Genomic DNA, 20930 nt, shown 5'->3' with positions numbered 1-20930 from the left:
GGCATTTTTCCGACACCACGCTCTTTTCATGGCACTTCTGCAGATTTCCGAACCCGGCTCGTCGCCCGATCCGCACCAGCGGCGTTTGGCCGTGGGCATCGACCTGGGCACCACGCATTCCCTCGTGGCGGCGGTGCGTCATGGTGTGCCCGAGTGTCTGCCCGATGCCCAAGGGCGGGTGATCCTGCCCTCGGCCGTGCGCTACTTGGACCAAGGGCGGCGCGCCATCGGCCACGAGGCCCTGGCGGCGCAGGCGGAAGACCCGCAAAACACCATCGTCTCGGTCAAGCGCTTCATGGGCCGGCGTCTGGCAGACATTCAAGGGCGTGAGAAGTTGCCCTATCACTTCGTCGATCACCCGGGCATGGTGGCCATCGCCACCCGTGCGGGCGAGAAGTCTCCGGTGGAAGTGTCCGCCGAGATCCTGGCGGTCTTGCGCCAGCGTGCCGAGGACAGCTTCGACGATGAGGTTTTCGGTGCGGTCATCACCGTGCCGGCCTATTTCGACGATGCCCAGCGTCAAGCCACCAAGGATGCGGCTCGTCTGGCCGGTTTGAATGTGCTGCGCCTGATCAACGAGCCCACCGCCGCGGCCATCGCCTACGGGCTGGAGCATGGTTCGGAGGGCTTGTATGCGGTCTACGACCTTGGTGGGGGCACCTTCGACATTTCATTGCTGCGCCTGTCCAAGGGAGTCTTCGAGGTGGTGGCCACCGCAGGGGACACGGCACTGGGGGGCGATGACATCGATCAGGCCTTGGCCGACTGGGCGCTGGCCGAGGCGGGCCTGCAGGCGGGTACGGCGCAAGACAAGCGCGCCGTGCTGGTGGCAGCGCGCCAAGCCAAGGAAGCCCTGTCCTTCGAGGATCGCACGGTGATGCATTGTCAGGTGGGCCAGCGCCCTCTGGAGCTGGTCGTCACGCGCCAACGGCTGGAGGCGCTGGCACGTCCTTGGGTGGACCGTACGCTGACCACGGTGCGCAAGGTGTTACGTGATGCCAAGGCGTCCACCGAAGACGTGCAAGGGGTGGTGATGGTCGGAGGCTCGACGCGCATGCCCCTGGTACGCCAGGCCGTGGGGGCCTGCTTCGGCCGCGAGCCTTTGGTCAACCTCAATCCCGATGAAGTGGTGGCCTTGGGGGCCGCCATCCAGGCCCATGCGCTGGCGGGCAATGCGGGCGCGCAGGAGCTGCTGCTGCTGGACGTGATTCCGTTGTCGCTGGGCGTGGAGACCATGGGCGGGTTGGTCGAGCGCATCATCCCGCGCAACAGCACCATTCCGACGGCCAGAGCCCAGGACTTCACGACCTTCAAAGATGGACAGACGGCCATGGCCATCCATGTGGTGCAAGGCGAGCGCGAGCAGGTCGAACATTGCCGCTCGCTGGCGCGCTTCGAGCTGCGGGGCATTCCCCCGATGGCTGCGGGCGCGGCTCGTGTCCGCGTGAGTTTCACGGTGGATGCCGACGGACTGCTGCAGGTGTCGGCCCGAGAAGAGACCTCGGGGGTGGAGGCGGCTGTCAGCGTCAAACCCAGCTATGGCTTGAGTGACGAACAAATCGCCCGCATGCTGCAAGAAAGCTTTGCCACGGCCGAGGCCGACATGAAAGACCGGGCCTTGCGCGAAGCCCGTGTCGAAGCCGAGCGCCTGTTGCTGGCCACCCAGTCGGCCGTGGACCACGATGGCGATCTGCTGTCGCCGGCCGAGCGGCAGCGCATCGATGCCCTCATGCAGCGACTGCGCGAGGTGGCCGCGGGTGAGGACCACCATGCGATCGAGTCGGCTACTGAGGCGCTGGCCAAGGGCACCGAGGCTTTTGCCGCCGAGCGCATGAACCGCAGCATCCGCGATGCGCTGTCGGGCCGACGTCTCGACGAGATTTGAACTCCCCACGAAACACCCATGCCCGTCATCAAGATCCTGCCGCACAGCGAGTACTGCCCGCAAGGCGCCGAAATCGAGGCCCCTGCTGGCACCTCCATCTGTGAGGCTTTGCTCGATCATGACATCGAGATCGAGCATGCCTGTGAAATGAGTTGTGCCTGCACGACCTGTCATGTCATCGTGCGCGAGGGCTATGAGTCGCTCAACGAGCCCGACGAGAGCGAGGAGGACATGCTCGATCGCGCCTGGGGTTTGGAGCCGCAATCGCGTTTGTCGTGCCAGGCCATCCTGTCGAACCAGAACGTGACCATCGAGATCCCCAAGTACTCGATCAATCACGCCAAGGAAAAACACTGAACCCGGCCGGGGCGAACCGGGATAATCGCGGCATGAGCCGCCAGATTTTCTTTGACACCGAGACCACGGGCCTGAACCCCGAGGCGGGCGACCGCATCATCGAGATTGGCTGCGTGGAGTACGTGAACCGGCGCCCCACCGGGAACAACAAGCACTTCTACATCAACCCCGAACGGCCCAATCACGAGGATGCCGTCAAGATCCACGGCTTGACCGACGAATTCCTGGCCGACAAGCCGGTGTTCGCCGCCATCGTGGACGAATTGATGGCCTACCTCGAAGGCGCGGAGGTGTTGATCCATAACGCCAGCTTCGATTTGGGCTTCATGGACGCCGAGCTGCGCCGGTTGGGCCGGCCGCGTTTCACCGAGCATCGCCTCACGGTGACCGACACGCTGCTGTTGGCGCGCGAGATGTACCCGGGCAAGTCCAATTCGCTGGACGCGTTGTGCCGCAGGCTCAATGTGGACAACTCCAACCGCACGCTGCACGGGGCGTTGCTGGATGCGGGCTTGCTGGCCGAGGTCTATATCCAGATGACGCGGGGCCAGGAGTCGCTGGTCATCGACACCGAGGATGGTGGCGCAGCGCTGGTCGAAGTGGCGCGCATCGACCTGAGCCAATTCAGCTTGCCCGTGCTGGCGGCCAGTGAGGTTGAAGTCGCCGCGCACGAGCAGGTGTTGGAAGAGCTGGACAAATCGTCCAAGGGCAAGACACTCTGGCGAAAACTTGTGGCATAATCTCAGTCTTTAGAGAGAACTGCGCAACAGCGTCTCTCACACCGGAATGCCGGGTGGTTAGCTCAGCGGTAGAGCACTGCCTTCACACGGCAGGGGTCGCAGGTTCGAACCCTGCACCACCCACCATATCTTCAAGGGCCTGGCGCACGCCAGGCCCTTGGTTCTTTCTGGCACCCGTGTGCATCGCCTCTGCATCGACCGCGTGCTTGCCACAATCGCATCGATCGGCAAGCCGGGCCACAATCGGGTCATGCGTTACGTCACCAGCCGACCCGGCACCACCCCGCTGGTGCTCGACTCTCCTCATAGCGGCACTTGGTATCCGGATGATTTCGACCATGCCTGCGATCTGGCCGTGCTGCGTCGGGCCGAGGACACCCATGTGGACAAGCTCTATGACTTCGCTCCTGGCCTGGGGGTGGGCTGGGTCGAGGCCCATTTCCCGCGCAGCTATCTCGATGTCAACCGCAGCTTGAGCGAGTTGGACCTCACGCTGCTGGATGGGCCCTGGCCCGACCCGGTCGAAGAGGGCCCCAAAGTGCGCTTGGGCAAGGGGCTGGTGTGGCGGCTGACCGATGAGGGCGTGCCGCTGTACGACCGCAAGCTCAGCGTGCAGGAGGTGCGCCGTCGCATCGAACGCTGCTGGTACCCCTACCACGAAGCGTTGGCCCAGCAAGTGCAGGCGGCGGTGCAGCGTCATGGTTACTGCATCCACATCAATTGCCACTCCATGCCGTCCGTGGCGGCTTCCCATGCGACCGAGTACCCGGGCATGGAGCATCCGGATTTCGTGATCGGCGACCGCGACGGCACCACGGCGCATCCACGCTTGACGCGTTGGTTGGCCGAGTATCTGCGTGCGCAGGGACACCGTGTCGATATCAACCATCCCTACAAAGGCGTGGAGATCGTGCGTCGCCATGGCTTGCCCTCACAGCAGCGACATTCGCTGCAACTCGAGGTGAATCGGCGGCTGTACATGGACGAGCGCACGCTGCAGCCACACGAGGGCTTTGGGGCGCTCAAGTTGTTGTTGCTGGACATGGTGCGTGAGCTGCTCGCGCTGGACCCGAGGTGCTTGTGAGTCTGGATCGCGTCGATGCCGTGGTGGTGGGCGCGGGGGTGGTCGGTTTGGCTGCGGCTCGCGCTTTGGCCTTGCGTGGCTTGGAAACCTTGGTGCTGGAGGCCGAGACGGCCATCGGCACCGGCACCAGTTCGCGCAACAGTGAAGTCATCCATGCAGGCTTGTATTACCCCGCCGGTTCGTGGAAGGCGCGGTTGTGCGTGATGGGCAAAGCCTGGCTGTACGAGTACTGCGCTGGACGGGCGGTGGATCATCGGCGTTGCGGCAAGCTGGTGGTGGCCACGTCGGTCCAACAGCATGCGGCGTTGCAGGCACTGATGGCGCAGGCAGCCGCCCATGGTGTGCACGATCTGCGCTGGCTTTGCGCCGAGGAGGCCCGCGCTCTCGAGCCGGCCTTGGCCTGCACGGCTGCGGTCTGGTCGCCATCGACCGGTATCGTCGACAGTCACGGCCTGATGCTGGCCCTGCAGGGGGATCTGGAGGCGGCCGGCGGCGTGGTGGCCTTGAACAGCCCGGTGCGCCGGGTGCGTTGTACCGACGCAGGCTTCGACGTGGAGGCCGGGGCTGACGAGCCGATGCGGCTGGGCGCGCGCGTGCTGATCAATGCGGCCGGGCTGTGGGCCCCGGCCTTGGCCGCGCGCATCGAAGGCTTGCCGGCCGAGCAGGTGCCGCGGGCTTATTTCGCCAAAGGCAGCTACTTCGCGCTGTCCGGGCGCTGCCCCTTCTCGCGATTGATCTACCCCGTGCCCGAGGCGGCAGGCCTGGGCGTGCACCTGACCTTGGATTTGGCCGGACAGGCGCGCTTCGGGCCGGACGTGCAGTGGGTGCAGCCCGACGGCCAGGGGCGTTTCGATTATCGAGTGGATCCGGCCCGCGTGGAGTGGTTCGAAGCCGAGATTCGTCGCTACTGGCCCGAGCTGCCGGCTGGCCGCTTGCAGCCGGCCTACAGCGGCATTCGTCCCAAGCTGCAAGCGCCGGGCGAGCCTGGGCGCGATTTTCATTTGCACGGACCCAGGGATCATGGGCGGCCGGGGCTGGTCAATCTGTTCGGGATCGAGTCGCCGGGATTGACGGCGAGTCTCGCGCTCGGCGAGGTGGCCGCCGCCTTGGCCTTGGGGGAGCCGATGCCGCAGCGGCTCAGCGGCCTTTGAGGGCCAGCGCGGCCTCCCGCACCAGGGCCGGACCGCGGTAGATCAGGCCGGTGTAGATCTGCACCAAATCGGCCCCGGCCTGGATCTTGGCCAGCGCATCGGCGCCGCTCATCACGCCGCCGACGCCGATGATGGGATAGCCTGCTCCCAAGGCGGCACGCAAGGTGGCGATCACGCGGTTGCTGGCTTCGAACACGGGGCGGCCGCTGAGTCCGCCAGCTTCCTGGCCGTGGGGCAGGTGGGCGACTGCGTCCCGCGCGATGGTGGTGTTGGTGGCAATCACGCCGTCGATGCCATGGCGTTGCAAGGTCGCGGCGATCACGCCGATTTGGGCCTCGTCCAAGTCGGGGGCGATCTTCACGAACATCGGCACCGATCGGCCGTGGGTCCGAGTCAGTGACTGGCGGCGCTCCTGGAGTGCGCCCAACAGGTCGTCGAGCGCCTGGTCCGATTGCAGGGCGCGCAAGTTCTGGGTGTTGGGGGAGGAGATGTTGACGGTGACATAGTCCGCATGCGGGAAGACGCCTTCCAGGCCGAGGAGGTAGTCGTCCACGGCACGCTCGATCGGGGTGCTGGCATTCTTGCCGATGTTCAGGCCCAAGATGCCGCCTTGGCTGCGAAAGTGGCAACGGCGCACATGGGCGATGAAGGCTTCGAGCCCCTCGTTGTTGAAGCCCATCCGGTTGATCAGCGCTTGGGCTTGCGGCAGGCGGAACATGCGTGGCTTGGGGTTGCCCGGCTGCGGTTTGGGCGTGACCGTGCCCACCTCGATGAAGCCGAAACCCAGGGCGGCCAGGCCGTCGATGCAGCGACCATTTTTGTCCAGCCCGGCGGCCAGCCCCACCCGGTTGGGGAAGCGCAGGCCGGCCACGACGACGGGATCTTCCACGCGCGATTGCCGATACAGGCAGGCCAGGGGCGTGTGTTGCGTGCGCGCCAGGGCGTCCAGGGTCCATTCATGGGCCTGCTCGGGATCCAGGCCGAAGAGGAAAGGTCGGGCCAGGGTGTAGGGCAAAAGGGACATGGGAGACACGGTCCGAGATAATCGCAAGATTGTCTCAAACACAAGGGCTGAGCGGCCCTCCGATCCCATGACGCAAGACGAACTCAAGGCCCTGGTGGGGCGCGCGGCCATCGAGCATGTGGTGCCCGGCAGCATCGTGGGCGTGGGCACGGGCTCGACGGTGAACTGTTTCATCGATGAGCTGGCACGCATCAAAGACCGCATCCAGGGGGCGGTGTCCAGCTCGGTGCGCAGTACCGAACGCTTGGTGGCGCACGGCATCCCGGTCTTCGACGCCAATGAGGTCACGTCCTTGCCGGTGTACATCGACGGAGCCGACGAGATCGACCATCGGGGACACATGATCAAGGGCGGCGGGGCGGCGCTCACGCGCGAGAAGATCGTGGCCGATCTGGCACAGCGCTTCGTGTGTATCGCCGATGCATCCAAGCTGGTGCCCACACTGGGCCGCTTTCCACTGCCGGTGGAGGTGATTCCGATGGCGCGAGCCCAGGTGATGCGCCGGCTGCAGGCGTTGGGGGGGCAGCCGAAGCTGCGCGAAGGGGTGGTCACCGACAACGGCCACTTGATCATCGATGTGGCCGGGCTGCATATCGACGATCCCGTGGCGATGGAAACCGAGATCAATCAATGGCCCGGAGTGGTGACCGTGGGCATTTTCGCGCGCCACCGGGCTCATTTGTGTTTGCTGGGCACGCCCGAAGGCGTGCGTACGCTCAGCTTTTGAGCCGCTGTGCCCGATCGGGGCCGGCAAAGATGGCTAAGCGATGCGGGCCAGTCGGGCGGTCAAAAGCGGAAGCCGGGAGGCGCGTTGCCTGCCGGGGGCAGTGGCGCCGCTGGGCTGGGAGCGGTGGCTGCGGCGGGACCGTCAGGTGCCGGGGCAGGGGCGGCCGCTGGGGTCGGCGGGGCCAAAGGCTGGGCCTCGGCAAAACGATAGTGGGCCGGCAGACGCGACTGCTTGGGGTAGCCGGCGGCATCGAGGTAACTGTTCCACTCGCTGCTGGAATAGCCTTTGATTCTTTGGGCGCCAATGGCCAGCTGAGGGACTTCGCTGCTGCCGGCCTGCTTTCTCAAGGCTTCGGCGTCGGCGGCGGTGCCGATGCTGTACTCGGTGTGCGGGATGCCGCGCTGGCGCAAGAGGGTGCGCCCGGCGTCGCAGGGTTGGCAATCCGCGGAGGTGTAGAGCACGACCGGGTAGCGCGTCATGACTTGACGCAGCTCGAAGGGCAGTGTCGCCTCGGGGCCGGGCGGGGTGGCCCGGCCTGGGGTGCCGACGGCTTGCACCTGGCCTGCCTGTGCGGGCGGGCGGTCGGTGTAGGTGATGCGGCCGTCGGGGCCGACCACTTTGTACGTGGCTTGTGCGGCCGTGCCGGCCAGCAGACCGAACAGCAGGCCGAAGGCCGCCGGTCGAACCGTTCGCTTCATGGGCCCTCCTTGCGTGACATCTAGGCCGATGCTAGCTCAGGCCATGCCCTGATGGCGTAACAAGGCGTCGATGCGGGGCTCGCGCCCCCGGAAGGCGCGAAAGCTCTCGGCCGCCGGCCGGCTTCCCCCCACCTCGAGGATGTGCTGGCGGTAGCGCCGACCGGTATCCACGTCGAGCACACCGGCTTCTTCGAAGGCGCTGTAAGCATCGGCACTGAGCACCTCGGCCCATTTGTAGCTGTAATAGCCCGCCGCATAGCCGCCGGCAAAGATGTGTGAGAAGCTGTGCTGCATGCGGTTGAAGGACGGCGGCGGGAAGACGGCCACTTCGGCGCGCACCTCGTCGATGACCTGCTGGATGCGCTCGTGGCTGCCCGGCTCGGCATGCAAGCGCATGTCGAACAGCGCGTACTCGATTTGGCGCAGCGTTTGCAGACCGCTTTGGAAGTTTTTGGCCGCCAGCATCTTCTCGTACAGCGCGCGTGGCAGCGGCTCGCCGGTGTCCACGTGGGCGGTCATGCGCCGCAGCACCTCCCATTCCCAGCAGAAGTTCTCCATGAACTGGCTGGGCAGTTCCACGGCGTCCCATTCCACGCCGGAGATGCCGGCCACGCCGAGGTCGTCCACCTGGGTGAGCAGGTGATGCAGCCCGTGGCCGAATTCATGGAAGAGGGTCAGGACGCTGTCGTGCGTGAGCAGGGCCGGCTTGCCGCCCACGCCTTCGGCAAAGTTGCACACCAGGTGGGCCACCGGTGTTTGCAGGCGGCCGTCGGGGCGGGCCCAGCGGCCGCGCACATCGTCCATCCAGGCGCCGGAGCGCTTGCCCGGGCGGGCATAGGGGTCGAGGTAGAACTGGCCCACCAGCTGGCCGTTTCGCTCGATGCGGAAGAAGCGTACGCTCGGATGCCACACCGGGGCTGCATCGGGCCGAATGCTCACCTCGAACAGGGTCTCGACGATCTTGAACAGGCCTTCGAGCACTTTGGGTTCGGTGAAGTACTGCTTCACCTCCTGATCGCTGAAGGCATAGCGCTTTTCCTTCAGTTTTTCCGAGGCATAGGCCAAGTCCCAAGCGGCCAGCTCGGTCAGGCCGAGCTCGGCGCGGGCGAACTCGCGCAGCTCGGCCAAGTCGCGCTCGGCATGAGGCCGCGCCCGTCGCGCCAGATCGCGCAGGAAGTCGAGCACTTGCTGCGGAGATTCGGCCATCTTGGGCACCAGCGACAGTTCGGCAAAGTTGCGATAGCCCAGCAGCTGCGCTTCTTCCTGGCGCAGGGCCAGCAATTCGCGCATCACGTCGGAGTTGTCATGCTCGGGCTCGCCCAGTTCGGATGCGCGGGTGACGTAGGCGGTGTACAGCCGCTCCCGCAGGGCCCGGTTTTCGCCGTACTGCATGACCGGGAAGTAGCTCGGGAACTGCAGCGTGAGCTTGTAGCCGTCCCGGCCTTCGGCCTGGGCTGCTTGGCGAGCGGCCTGCCGGGCATCGTCGGGCACGCCGGCCATCTCGGCTTCGCTGGCGTAGTAGGCGTAGCCGTCGGTGGCATCCAGCACATGCTCGGAGAACTTTTGCGCCAGTTCGGCCTGGCGCTCCTGAATCTGGGCGAAACGGGCTTTGGCCGGGCCTTGCAACTCGGCGCCGGACAGCACGAAGTCCCGGATCGCGTTGGACAGCGCCCTCTGACGGGCCGGCCGCAGGTGTTGGGCTGCGGCACTGGCGGCCACGGCCTTGTACTTGGCGTAGAGCCGCTCGTCGGCCCCCAACCGGGTGTGAAACTCGGTGATGCGTGGCAGGTTTTCGTTGTAGGCCGCGCGCAGCGCCGGGCTGTCGGCCACGGCATTGAGGTGGCTCACAGCCCCCCAAGCGCGCCCGAGGCGTTCGGTGGCCACGTCGAGCACGGCCGACAGGGCCTCGTAATCGGCCGGCACGGCATCGCTGACGGCGCGCTCCAGAGCCTCGTTGGCGGCGGCCAGCAGCTCGGTGACGGCCGGGGTGACATGTTCGGGCCGGATCGCGTCGAAGCGGGGCAGGTCGGTGAAGTCGAGCAGTGGATTCATCGCATCTGGGCTGCGCGTTCCGCAGCCTCCAGGGTGTTGACCAGCAACATTGTGATGGTCATGGGCCCAACCCCACCGGGGACGGGGGTGATGGCCGAGGCCACCTTGGACACCCCGTCGAAGTCCACGTCCCCGCACAGCTTGCCGTCGTCAGTGCGGTTCATGCCCACGTCGAGGACGACCGCACCGGGCTTGACCATGTCGGCCGTGAGCACATTGCGCCGGCCCACGGCCACCACGACGATGTCGGCCTGCCGGGTGTGGTGGGCCAGATCTGGCGTGGCGCTGTGACAGATGGTGACCGTGGCGTGCGCCTGCAGCAGCATCAGGGCCATGGGCTTGCCCACGATGTTCGAGCGGCCGATCACCACGGCATGCTTGCCCTTGGGGTCGCAGCCGATGGACTCCAACATCTTCATGCACCCGTAGGGCGTGCAGGGCTTGAACCCGCTTTGGCCGACCATCAGCGCACCGGCGCTGGCCACATGGAAGCCGTCCACATCCTTCAGCGGCGAGATGGTTTCGATGACCTTGTGGGCGTCGATGTGCGGTGGCAGCGGCAGCTGCACCAGGATGCCGTGGATCGTCGGGTCTTGGTTGAGAGCCTGCACACGTGAGAGCAAATCCGCTTCGGACAGGGTGGCCGGGTAGTGCTCCAACACCGAGTGCAGGCCATTGTCTTGGCAGGCTTTGACCTTGTTGCGCACATACACCTGGGAGGCCGGGTTGTCGCCCACCAGGATGACCGCCAGCCCGGGGGTGAGGCCCTGGGCGGTCAGGGCGGCGGCCCGGCGGGCCACGTCGGCGCGGATTTGCCGGGACAGGGCGTTGCCGTCGATGAGTCTTGCGGTCATGAGCGTCCTCGAGTGCGATGCCTGAAACGAAAAAAGGCCGCTGTGGCAGCGGCCTTGGGGTTGGGAGTGAGGTCAGACCTTGGCCTGCGCGCCCAACGCGATCTTGAGCAGGTCGGCCACGGTGTTGGCGTTGAGTTTTTCCATGATGTTGGCGCGGTGGGCTTCCACCGTCTTGATGCTGATGCCCAGGTCGTCGGCGATCTGCTTGTTGAGCCGTCCGGCGACGATGCGATCGAGCACCTGCGCTTCGCGGGTGGTCAGCCGCGAGAGCAGCGCGTCGCGGCTGGCGGCTTCTTGCTGCTGGGCAAACAGCGTGCGGGCCTGCTCGAGCATGCGTTCGACCAGGGCGACGAGTTCCTCTTCTTTGAAGGGCTTCTCGATGAAGTCCATCGCCCCTTTCTTCATCGTGTTGACGGCCATGGGCACGTCGCCGTGACCGGTGATGAACACGATGGGCAGCGGGGAGCGCCGCTCGATGAGGCGGTCTTGCAGTTCCAAGCCGCTCATGCCGTCCATGCGAATGTCGGCGATCAGGCAGGCGACTTCGCGCGGATCGAAGCGCGAGAGGAAGGATTCAGCGGAGTCGAAGCATTTGACGCGGTAATCCTTGCCCTCGAGCAACCACTGCAGCGAGTCGCGCACGGCTTCGTCGTCATCGACGACATACACGGTGCCTTTCTTCGGGATCAGGCTCATGGGTGCAATCAGCTAGGGTTGGAAATCTCTACCGGCAAGGTGAAACTGAACCGGCAGCCGACGACGCTCGATCCATTGTATAAGTTCTCGGCCCGGATTCGACCATGGTGCGACTCGATGATCGAGCGACACAGCGACAGACCGATGCCCAGGCCATCGGATTTGGTCGAGAAAAATGCCTCGTACATCCGACCGAGCACCTCCTCCTTCAGACCGGGGCCCGAATCGGTGACGCTGAACTCGATGACCCCGCCCTCGTCGGGGGTGTGGCGTGGCACGACCCGCAGCTCGATGTTGCGCCGAGACGGCGGCAGCTTGGCCCCGTCGATGGCCTCGGCGGCGTTTTTCAGCAGGTTGAGCAGCACCTGCTCGATCAGGATGGGATCGACCATCAAGGGCGGCAGGCGTTGGGCCACATACGTGTGGATGCTCACATTGCGCCGGCGCAGCTCGATCATGGCCAGCTCCACCGCGTCATCCACGATGTCCCGGGCCTGAGAAGGCTGGCGCTGGGGTTCGCTTTTCTTCACGAAAGCGCGGATGCGGTGGATGATCTGGCCGGCCCGTTGGGCCTGCTTGGCGGTTTTTTCCAGCGCTGCCAGCAAATCGGCTTCGTTGATGTTGCCGGCCTTGACTCTGGAGATGATGCCGTTGCAGTAGTTCGAGATGGCCGTCAGCGGCTGGTTGAGCTCATGGGCAACCGACGAGGCCATCTCGCCCATCGTGATGAGGCGGCTGGTGATCTGCGCCTGATCGGCTTGGCGGGCGGCTTGTTCCTCGGCACGCACGCGGGCCGTCACATCGGTGGCGATGAGCATCTGGGCCAGGCGGCCGTCGGTCCACTGCAAGTAGCGCGATCGCACGTCGAACCAGCGTCCGAGCGACTCGACGTAGACCTCGCGGGGGTCCGACCCGGTTTCGGTCAGCTCTTGCGTCGGCAGGCCGCCGAACTGGTCCACCGATTCGTCGTCGGCGTCGGTCAACGTCGGCCCGGACTCGGCCTCCTGAGCGCCAGCCAACATGGCATGACCCTTTCCGTCGGTGCCGAACCACAGGCGGTAGGAGCGGTTGGCGAACAGCAGCTCGCCTTGCTGCACCGAAACCACCGACACCGCGGCATCCAGGCCCTCGAGCACCGTGGTGAAGCGCTCGTGCGATGCGGCGAGCTGGTCGCGAATGCGCTTGGCTTCGGTGATGTTGGTCATCGAAGTCATCCAGCCCGTTTGGTTGCCTTTGGCGTCGATCAACGGCGAGACGTACATCCGCGCATCGAACTGTGTGCCGTCCTTGCGCATCACACGCACCTCGATGCCTCCGGGCGGACTGCGCCCCTGCAGCTCTTGCTCGAACAGCCGACGGTTCTCTTCCATGCGGTCCGGCGGCCAGTGGGGGAAGGGCGGCGTGCGCCCCACCAGTTCAGACTCGGAAAACCCCGTCATCGAGCAGTACGCGGCATTCACATAGGTGATGCGTCCTTCCATGTCCATGGCGCGCATGCCCGTGAGCATGGAGTTTTCCATCGCACGGCGGAAGTTGGTTTCGGCCACGAGCGCCTGCTGTACCTGCAAGCGCCGGCGCATGTGCCGCCAAGTACCCAGCAGCATCCACACGGTCAGCACGCTCAGCGCCGTCACCATCCAGAACAGGGTGTTGCTGATCAGCCCGACCGAGGTGCGATAGCCCACGCCGCGCAGGATCAGCCCGTTGCCTACCGGGGCCACCGGAATGTCGTGATGCAGTGTGCGGCGCCGCAGGTCGTGCCCGGGCTCGCGCGAGACGGTGCTGGCCAGCACACGGCCGTTGGCGTCGAGCAGCATCATGCCGTGCCGATTGGTCACCTCCGGCGGCACGAAGTAGCGCAGCAGCGCCTCGACCGAATATTCGGCGACCAGCGTGCCGGCGAAGGTGGCCCGATCCAGCAGCGGCACTTGGACTTGCACGACTTGCACGCCGGACTCGGTGGCATAGGGTCGGGAGTACACCGGCAGCCGCAGTTCGCGGGCGGTTTCGAAGGCCCATTCGGGCTCATTGCGAACCTCGCCCTGGCCGCCGGAGGCCTCCGAGGCCGGGGCTTCGGCATAGCGGCTGCCCATGAAACTGTGGCTGGGCGAGACATGGCTGGCGCGTCGGGTGCGGTCGGCCAGCAGCCAGCTCAAACTGACCAGTTCGGGCCGCTCGCGCGCCAAGCTCGTGGCTTGGCCGATGAATTCGTCGGCGTCGATCGTGCCGGTGACGATTTCTCGCGCCAGCCGCACGAGCTGCTCTTGGTTCTCGATGAGGCGCAGCCGGATCTGCTGTTGGGCCACCTCGGTGTCGCGTTTGACCGACTCTTGCTCGCGTTCGATCTCCTCGACGCGCAGATACCAAAAGGCGGTGATGATGGCTGCCAGGAACAGCAGCACGGACACCAGGGGGCCGAGTGTGGCGAAGCGGTCCTGTCGTGCCGGTGACTGCCGACGCCACCACGCGCGCAACAGCCGACGCTTGGACGGGGGCGATCCCGTCTCATGGGTGCTCAGGCGGAACTCGGAATGAGGCATGGACATGCGCGGAATTATCGAGTGCTCGCCGGTTCGAGCGGGTGCCAGCGCTGGACGGGGGCGGCAGCGTCGCCGGCATGACCAGCGCTGCTGGCCCCTGGCGCGTACCGACAGAGGCCGAGCTGCGGCGGCTGCCCCGCGCGCCTCGTGCGGGGTGGCCCCTCTTGTGAAGCCGATAGGCCTGCGCCACAGTGGGTCATGACGCGCCGCGAGGGGCCCGCGTCAAGGATGAAAACAGAACGGTCGTTCGACAATTTTTCATAAAGTGATATTTGCTCGCACTATTTGAAAAAATGCCGATCTGTGCCACACTCGCTCCCGAACCCGGTGGCGGTCGAGGCTGCGCTGCGCGCGTTCCCTGCGTGGCGCATGGCCTGACGAATGAGGTCGACCGGGACGCCGTCAACCCCTGAGCTGGAGACAAGCATGTCCGCGATGCCCCAACCCCCCGCCGCTGCGGCGGCCAACGATGCCGACGCCCAGGAAACCCGTGAATGGCTGGACGCACTGACGGCCGTCATCGAGCGTGAAGGTCCTGAGCGTGCGCATTACCTGCTTGAGCAGCTGCTGGAGGAGGCCCGTCAACACAGTGTGGACATGCCGTTTTCGGCCACCACGGGCTATGTGAACACCATCGAGCCCTCTGAAGAGGCGCACAACCCGGGCAACTTGGAGCTGGAAGGTCGTCTGCGCGCCTACATGCGCTGGAACGCCATGGCCATGGTGGTCAAGGCCAATCGGCTCAACCCGCCCGACGGGGGGGATTTGGGCGGTCACATCAGCTCGTTCCAATCGCTGGCCCACATGTTTGCCGTGGGCTTCAATCATTTCTGGCATGCCGATGACACCGACGAGGGCGGCACCCATGGCGGAGATTTGCTCTACATCCAGGGGCACAGCGCCCCGGGCATCTACGCGCGGGCCTTCATGGAAGGGCGGCTGACCGAGGAGCAGTTGCTCCATTTCCGTCAGGAGGTCGATGGCAAGGGCATCTCCAGCTATCCCCACCCCAAGCTGATGCCGGAGTTCTGGCAGTTTCCGACGGTGTCCATGGGTTTGGGGCCGCTGATGGCGATTTATCAAGCCCGGTTCTTGAAGTATTTGCACGCGCGCGGCATTGCCGACACCTCGCAGCGCAAGGTCTGGGTGTTCTGCGGCGACGGCGAGATGGACGAACCCGAGAGCCTGGGGGCCATCGGCCTGGCCGCGCGCGAGAAGCTCGACAACCTGATCTTCGTCGTCAATTGCAATCTGCAGCGTCTGGACGGCCCGGTGCGCGGCAACGGCAAGATCATCCAGGAGCTCGAGGGGGAGTTCCGGGGGGCGGGCTGGAACGTGATCAAGCTGTTGTGGGGGCGTGAATGGGACGCCTTGCTGGCGCGCGACAAAGACGGCGCCTTGCGCAAGATCATGATGGACACGCTCGATGGCGACTACCAGGCCTTCAAGGCCAATGACGGCGCCTATGTGCGTAAGCATTTCTTCGGCCGCGACCCGCGCACGCTGGAGTTGGTGGCCAAGATGAGCGATGAGGACATCTGGGCGCTGCGCCGCGGCGGGCATGATGCGCAGAAGGTGTATGCCGCCTTCCACCGCGCCTATCACCACCAGGGGCAACCGACGGTCATTCTCGTCAAGACCGTCAAGGGCTACGGCATGGGCAAGGCCGGGGAGGGTAAGAACACCGCCCACCAGACCAAAAAGCTCTCTGACGAGGACATCCGCTACTTCCGCGATCGCTTCAACATCCCGATCCCTGACAGCGAGCTGCCGAAGATTCCTTTTTACAAGCCGGCCGACGACACGCCGGAGATGAAGTACCTGCATGCACGCCGCAAGGCCCTGGGCGGCTACTTGCCCAAACGCCGGCCGCGCAGCTCCGAGAGCTTCACCGTGCCCTCGCTGGAGACCTTCAAGGCCATCCTCGAGCCCACGGCCGAAGGGCGGGAGATCAGCACCACGCAGGCCTATGTGCGCTTCCTGACGCAGTTGCTGCGCGATCAGGCCCTGGGGCCGCGCGTGGTGCCCATCCTGGTGGACGAGGCGCGCACCTTCGGCATGGAGGGCCTGTTCCGTCAAATCGGCATTTACAACCCCGAGGGCCAGAAGTACACCCCGGTCGACAAGGACCAGGTGATGTACTACAAGGAAGACCGCGCCGGTCAGATCTTGCAGGAGGGCATCAACGAAGCCGGGGGCATGGCCAGCTGGATCGCTGCGGCCACGTCGTATTCGACGAACAACCGCATCATGATCCCTTTCTACATCTTCTACTCGATGTTCGGCTTCCAGCGCGTCGGGGACCTGGCCTGGGCGGCCGGTGACATGCAGGCCCGCGGATTTCTGCTGGGCGGCACCTCGGGGCGCACCACGCTCAACGGCGAGGGCTTGCAGCATGAAGACGGCCACAGCCACATCCTGGCCAGCACCATTCCCAACTGCGTGAGCTATGACCCCACCTTCGCTCACGAGGTGGCCGTGATCATGCAGCACGGCCTCAAGCGCATGGTCGAGAAGCAGGAAAACGTCTTCTACTACATCACCCTGCTCAACGAGAACTATGCTCACCCCGGGCTCAAGCCCGGCACCGAAGAGCAGATCATCAAGGGCATGTACCTGTTGCAAGAAGGGGCGAAGATGCCCCCGCAGGTCAACCTCTTGGGCAGCGGCTCGATCCTGCGTGAATCCATCTTTGCCAAGGAATTGCTCGAGCGCGACTGGGGCGTGTCGGCCAATGTGTGGAGCTGCCCGAGCTTCAATGAATTGGCCCGCGAGGGCCAGGACTGCGAGCGCTGGAACATGCTGCATCCGGAGCAGACCCCGCGCGTGCCTTTCGTGGCGCAGCAGCTCGAACCCTATGCCGGCCCGGTCGTGGCGTCCACCGACTACATGAAGAATTACGCCGACCAGATCCGTGCCTTCTTGCCCAAAGGGCGGATCTACAAGGTCTTGGGTACCGATGGCTTTGGCCGCAGCGATTTTCGCAGCAAGCTGCGCGAGCACTTCGAGGTCAATCGCCATTACATCGTCGTGGCAGCACTCAAGGCGCTGTCTGAAGAAGGCACCGTGCCTTCGTCTCGTGTGGCCGAGGCGATCCGCAAGTACGGGATCAATCCCGACAAGATCAACCCGCTGTACGCCTGAGCCACACCAACGGGGACGACAACATGGCATTGATCGAAGTCAAAGTGCCCGACATCGGGGATTTCAAGGATGTCGAAGTCATCGAGCTGCTGGTCAAGCCCGGTGACACCATCGCGGTGGACCAAAGCTTGGTGACCGTGGAGAGCGACAAAGCCTCGATGGAGATTCCTTCCACGCATGCCGGCGTGGTGCGCGAACTCAAAGTGGGCTTGGGCAGCAAGGTGAGCGAAGGCAGTGTGCTGCTCCTTTTGGAGTCCGACGCGGCGGCCGCAACGCCGGCGCCGGTGTCCCAGGCAGCGACCCCGACGCCGGCTGCGGTGCCGGCTCCCAGCCCGCAGACGCCGCCGTCTGGCGCGGCGGCCAGCGTGGTGGAGGTGGTGGTCCCGGACATCGGGGACTTCAGTGAGGTGGCGGTGATCGAGGTGCTGGTCAAGCCGGGCGATACCATCGTGCCCGAGCAAAGCCTGATCACCGTCGAGTCCGACAAAGCCTCGATGGAGATTCCCTCCTCGCATGGCGGGGTGGTCAAGGCCTTGAAAGTGGCCTTGGGCAACAAGGTGTCCAAAGGGACGCCGATCGCGCTGGTCGAAACCTCGGGCGGCACAGCGGCGCCGGCCGTCGCCGCGACGCCGCCGCTGCCGTCGCCTGCAGCGCCCCCGGCACCGACGCCCACGCCGACGCCTGCAGCGACGCCCACGCCGATGCCTGCACCGGCACCGGCACCGGCTCCGGCTCCGGCGGGCGGATCGGCGGCCCCTGGCGCCGCGGGCCGGCTGCCGCATGCGTCTCCCAGCGTGCGTCGGCTGGCGCGCGAGTTGGGGGTGCCTTTGGGCGAGGTGCCCGGCTCCGGCCCCAAGGGGCGCATCACCCACGAGGATGTGCATGCCTTCGTCAAAAAGGTGATGGCCGGCGACGTTCAGACGCAGGCCCAAAAAGCCAAGGCACCGGTGGCTGCGGCCGGGACCGCGGGTGGGTTGCCGGGCTTGCTGCCGTGGCCGCAGGTCGATTTCGGCAAGTTCGGCCCCATCGAGCGCAAAGACCTCTCGCGCATCAAGAAGATCAGCGGCGCCAATTTGCACCGCAACTGGGTGATGATCCCGCACGTCACCAACCATGACGATGCCGACATCACCGAGCTGGAAGCCTTCCGGGTGCAGCTCAACAAGGAGCACGAGAAAAGCGGCATCAAAGTCACGATGCTGGCCTTCCTGATCAAGGCTGCCGTGGCTGCCTTGAAAAAATTCCCCGAGTTCAACGCCAGCCTGGATGGCGAGCAACTCGTGCTCAAGCAGTACTACCACATCGGCTTTGCGGCCGATACGCCCAACGGCTTGGTGGTGCCGGTGATCAAGGACGCCGACAAGAAGGGCCTGTTGCAGATCGCCAAGGAGACTGCGGAGCTGGCTGCCAAGGCGCGTGAGGGCAAGCTCAGCCCGGCCGAGATGAGCGGGGGCTGCTTTTCGATTTCTTCGCTAGGCGGCATCGGCGGGCGCTATTTCACGCCCATCATCAACGCGCCGGAGGTGGCGATCCTCGGGGTGTGCAAGAGCAGCATGGAGCCGCGCTGGGACGGCAAACAGTTCGTGCCGCGCCTGATCCTGCCGCTGTCGCTGAGCTGGGACCACCGCGTCATCGATGGAGCGGCTGCAGCCCGCTTCAATGCCTATTTGGCCTCGGTGCTGGCGGACTTCCGCCGCGTGTTGTTGTAAGAGGAGCGCGGCATGTCTGTCATCGAGATCAAGGTTCCCGACATCGGCGACTTCAAAGATGTCGGCGTCATCGAGGTGTTGGTTCAGCCGGGGGATACGGTCAAGGCCGAGCAAAGCCTCATCACCGTGGAGTCCGACAAGGCGTCGATGGAGATCCCCTGTCCGCACGCCGGCGTGGTCAAGGAGCTGCGGGTCAACGTGGGCGACACGGTCAATGAAGGTTCGGTGATTCTGCTGTTGGAGACCGATGAAGCCGCTGCGGCGACGCCAGTGTCTGCCCCTGCTGCGCCAGCGGCGGCCTCAGCGCCAGCGCCCATTGCAGCGCCTGCATCGCCCCCCGTGGCCTCGACCCATGCCGGCGGCGCGGACTTGGAATGCGATGTGCTCGTGCTGGGGGCCGGCCCAGGGGGCTATTCGGCCGCCTTCCGTGCCGCCGACCTTGGCATGAAGGTGGTGTTGGTCGAACGCTATGCCACGCTGGGCGGGGTCTGCTTGAACGTGGGTTGCATTCCGTCCAAAGCGCTGCTGCATGTGGCGGCAGTGATGGACGAGGTCAAGCACTTCGCCGATCTGGGGGTGAGCTATGGCGAACCCACGGTGGACCGCGCCAAGCTGCTGGCGCACAAGAACAAGGTGGTGGGCAAGCTCACCGGCGGCTTGGCGGCGATGGCCAATATGCGCAAGGTCACCCTGGTGCGCGGCTACGGCAGCTTCGTCGATCCGCACCACGTGCGGGTCGAGGAAACCACGGGAGACGGTCAGGACAAGACCGGCCACACGCAAATCATCCGCTTCAAGCAGGCCATCATCGCCGCCGGCTCGCAAGCGGTGCGGCTGCCCTTCCTGCCGGAAGACCCGCGCATCGTCGACTCCACCGGTGCGTTGCAGCTACGACACGCGCCCAAGCGCATGCTCATCATTGGTGGGGGCATCATCGGCCTGGAGATGGGCACGGTCTATTCCACGCTGGGCGCACGGCTGGACGTGGTCGAGATGCTCGATGGCCTGATGCCAGGCGCCGACCGTGATTTGGTGCGCGTGTGGCAGAAGATGAACGCACACCGCTTCGACCAGATCCTGCTCAAGACGAAGACGGTCGCAGCCGAAGCGACGGCCGATGGCATTCTGGTGCGTTTCGAAGGGGAGGCCGCGCCCAAGGAGCCGCAGTTGTACGACCTGGTGCTGCAAGCCGTGGGCCGCAGTCCCAATGGCAAGAAGATCGGGGCCGAGAACGCCGGCGTGGTGGTCACCGACCGTGGCTTCATCCCGGTGGATGCGCAAATGCGCACCAACGTGCCGCACATCTTTGCCATCGGCGACATCGTCGGCCAGCCGATGCTGGCGCACAAGGCCGTGCACGAGGCCCATGTAGCGGCCGAGGCGGCTGCGGGGCTGAAAGTGGCCTTCGATGCCCGGGTCATTCCCAGCGTGGCCTACACCGACCCCGAGGTGGCCTGGGTGGGTCTCACCGAAGACCAGGCCCGGGCCGAGGGGCGCAAGGTGAAGAAGGGGCTGTTCCCGTGGACCGCCTCGGGCCGGGCGATCGCCAACGGCCGCGACGAAGGCTTCACCAAGCTTCTGTTCGACGAGGAGACCCATCGCATCGTCGGCGGCGGCATCGTCGGCACGCATGCGGGGGACATGATCGGCGAGATCGCCCTGGCCATCGAAATGGGGGCCGATGAGGTGGACATCGGCAAGACCATCCACCCGCACCCGACCCTGGGCGAGAGCATCGGCATGGCCGCCGAAGTGGCGCACGGCAGTTGTACCGACGTGCCGCCAGCGCGGCGCTGAACCCCAGGGCCGACTGCGCCGGGATCGTTCAGAACTTGAGCTTGATGCCGACCGTCAACCCCGGTTCGGGGTGACGGTCGCCGTTGTCCACGAAGCGGGCCGTCACCCACCAAAAGTCTGAGGCTGGCGCCTGCAGATTCAGGCCGCTGGCCGAGCGCCCGGGGCCGAGCGGGGCCAGCATCGTGGCGCGAGCGGGCGTTGCCGATGCTGTCAGAACGTGTGCGTCGACCCTCTGCCAATCCAGGGTGGGTGCAGGCGTGGGAGCCTGGCGGGCGGGGGCGTCCTTGGCGGGCGATTTGACCGCTGCCACCGTCTGGCGTGATGGCCGAGGCGCGGGCCGGTGGGCCATCGGCGCGGCGGCGACGACGGGCTGCGCCACGGTCGGCGCGGCAGGGGCTGCGCCGGGCTCACGGGCCTGGGCCCCGGAGAACCCGGCGACGCCAAGCCATGCCAGCGCAAGCCTGGCGCAGAG

The 20930-nt window shown here is 65.6% G+C and carries 16 protein-coding genes and 1 tRNA gene; 10 read left to right on the top strand and 7 right to left on the bottom strand.

The genetic code is table 11. The annotated features are described in order from the left end of the window. Window positions 1-28 precede the first annotated feature (28 nt). The 6 genes from hscA to CTA01S_RS09745 all read left to right on the top strand — a co-directional run bounded on the left by hscA (window position 29) and on the right by CTA01S_RS09745 (window position 5217). On the top strand, window positions 29-1885 hold the full coding sequence (gene hscA / locus CTA01S_RS09770) for a Fe-S protein assembly chaperone HscA (protein WP_062195004.1): 1857 nt from the start codon (window positions 29-31) through the stop codon (window positions 1883-1885). A gap of 18 nt (window positions 1886-1903) precedes the next feature. Next, complete coding sequence (fdx, locus tag CTA01S_RS09765) at window positions 1904-2242, top strand: ISC system 2Fe-2S type ferredoxin (protein WP_019559630.1); 339 nt, start codon at window positions 1904-1906, stop codon at window positions 2240-2242. 32 nt (window positions 2243-2274) lie between these two features. Beyond that, window positions 2275-2982 carry a DNA polymerase III subunit epsilon gene (gene dnaQ, locus CTA01S_RS09760; protein ID WP_062195002.1) on the top strand — a complete coding sequence of 236 codons (708 nt, stop codon included), beginning with the start codon at window positions 2275-2277 and terminating at the stop codon, window positions 2980-2982. Between the two features lie 51 nt (window positions 2983-3033). Then, window positions 3034-3108 (top strand) — tRNA-Val (locus tag CTA01S_RS09755). A gap of 124 nt (window positions 3109-3232) precedes the next feature. Then, window positions 3233-4066 (top strand): N-formylglutamate amidohydrolase, encoded by an 834-nt coding sequence (locus CTA01S_RS09750; protein ID WP_026329966.1) that lies wholly within the window; start codon window positions 3233-3235, stop codon window positions 4064-4066. A gap of 2 nt (window positions 4067-4068) precedes the next feature. After that, on the top strand, window positions 4069-5217 hold the full coding sequence (locus CTA01S_RS09745; protein ID WP_062195095.1) for an NAD(P)/FAD-dependent oxidoreductase: 1149 nt from the start codon (window positions 4069-4071) through the stop codon (window positions 5215-5217). Here the strand turns inward: CTA01S_RS09745 and CTA01S_RS09740 are convergent. After that, window positions 5204-6241, bottom strand: coding sequence for a quinone-dependent dihydroorotate dehydrogenase (locus tag CTA01S_RS09740; RefSeq protein WP_062194998.1), 1038 nt, complete (start codon window positions 6239-6241; stop codon window positions 5204-5206). The genes CTA01S_RS09745 and CTA01S_RS09740 overlap by 14 nt on opposite strands. A 67-nt stretch (window positions 6242-6308) precedes the next feature. Between CTA01S_RS09740 and rpiA the strand changes: the two genes are divergently transcribed. Next, window positions 6309-6968, top strand: a complete 660-nt coding sequence (gene rpiA, locus CTA01S_RS09735) for a ribose-5-phosphate isomerase RpiA (protein ID WP_019559635.1) — start codon at window positions 6309-6311, stop codon at window positions 6966-6968. 59 nt (window positions 6969-7027) lie between these two features. On the opposite strand, the gene CTA01S_RS09730 is transcribed toward rpiA, so the two are convergent. From CTA01S_RS09730 to CTA01S_RS09710, 5 genes are all read right to left on the bottom strand, one after another. After that, entirely contained in the window at window positions 7028-7666 is a 639-nt protein-coding gene (locus CTA01S_RS09730; protein WP_062194995.1) for a glutaredoxin family protein, read from the bottom strand. A 36-nt stretch (window positions 7667-7702) separates the two neighbouring features. Next, on the bottom strand, window positions 7703-9718 hold the full coding sequence (locus tag CTA01S_RS09725) for a M3 family metallopeptidase (protein WP_062194992.1): 2016 nt from the start codon (window positions 9716-9718) through the stop codon (window positions 7703-7705). Next, complete coding sequence (folD, locus tag CTA01S_RS09720; RefSeq protein WP_062194988.1) at window positions 9715-10572, bottom strand: bifunctional methylenetetrahydrofolate dehydrogenase/methenyltetrahydrofolate cyclohydrolase FolD; 858 nt, start codon at window positions 10570-10572, stop codon at window positions 9715-9717. Before folD ends, CTA01S_RS09725 begins: the two co-directional genes overlap by 4 nt. Before the next feature lie 72 nt (window positions 10573-10644). Then, complete coding sequence (locus tag CTA01S_RS09715) at window positions 10645-11268, bottom strand: response regulator transcription factor (protein WP_019559639.1); 624 nt, start codon at window positions 11266-11268, stop codon at window positions 10645-10647. 8 nt (window positions 11269-11276) lie between these two features. Continuing rightward, window positions 11277-13814: a PAS domain S-box protein gene (locus CTA01S_RS09710; RefSeq protein ID WP_062194984.1), complete on the bottom strand. Its 2538-nt coding sequence runs from the start codon at window positions 13812-13814 to the stop codon at window positions 11277-11279. A gap of 420 nt (window positions 13815-14234) precedes the next feature. Here CTA01S_RS09710 and aceE point away from each other — a divergent pair, with 420 nt between their 5' ends. The 3 genes from aceE to lpdA are packed head-to-tail and all read left to right on the top strand — an operon-like array spanning window position 14235 to window position 20458. Further along, on the top strand, window positions 14235-16952 hold the full coding sequence (gene aceE / locus CTA01S_RS09705) for a pyruvate dehydrogenase (acetyl-transferring), homodimeric type (RefSeq protein ID WP_019559641.1): 2718 nt from the start codon (window positions 14235-14237) through the stop codon (window positions 16950-16952). A gap of 23 nt (window positions 16953-16975) precedes the next feature. Beyond that, entirely contained in the window at window positions 16976-18661 is a 1686-nt protein-coding gene (gene aceF, locus CTA01S_RS09700) for a dihydrolipoyllysine-residue acetyltransferase (protein ID WP_062194981.1), read from the top strand. A 12-nt stretch (window positions 18662-18673) separates the two neighbouring features. Then, entirely contained in the window at window positions 18674-20458 is a 1785-nt protein-coding gene (lpdA, locus tag CTA01S_RS09695; RefSeq protein ID WP_062194978.1) for a dihydrolipoyl dehydrogenase, read from the top strand. Between the two features lie 28 nt (window positions 20459-20486). On the opposite strand, the gene CTA01S_RS16620 is transcribed toward lpdA, so the two are convergent. Beyond that, on the bottom strand, window positions 20487-20639 hold the full coding sequence (locus tag CTA01S_RS16620) for a hypothetical protein (RefSeq protein WP_019559644.1): 153 nt from the start codon (window positions 20637-20639) through the stop codon (window positions 20487-20489). Window positions 20640-20930 lie beyond the last annotated feature (291 nt).

Origin of the sequence: Caldimonas taiwanensis NBRC 104434, assembly GCF_001592165.1 — a bacterium.
In the GTDB taxonomy this organism is placed as follows: domain Bacteria; phylum Pseudomonadota; class Gammaproteobacteria; order Burkholderiales; family Burkholderiaceae_C; genus Caldimonas; species Caldimonas manganoxidans.
This window is presented reverse-complemented; position numbering and strand designations above follow the sequence as displayed.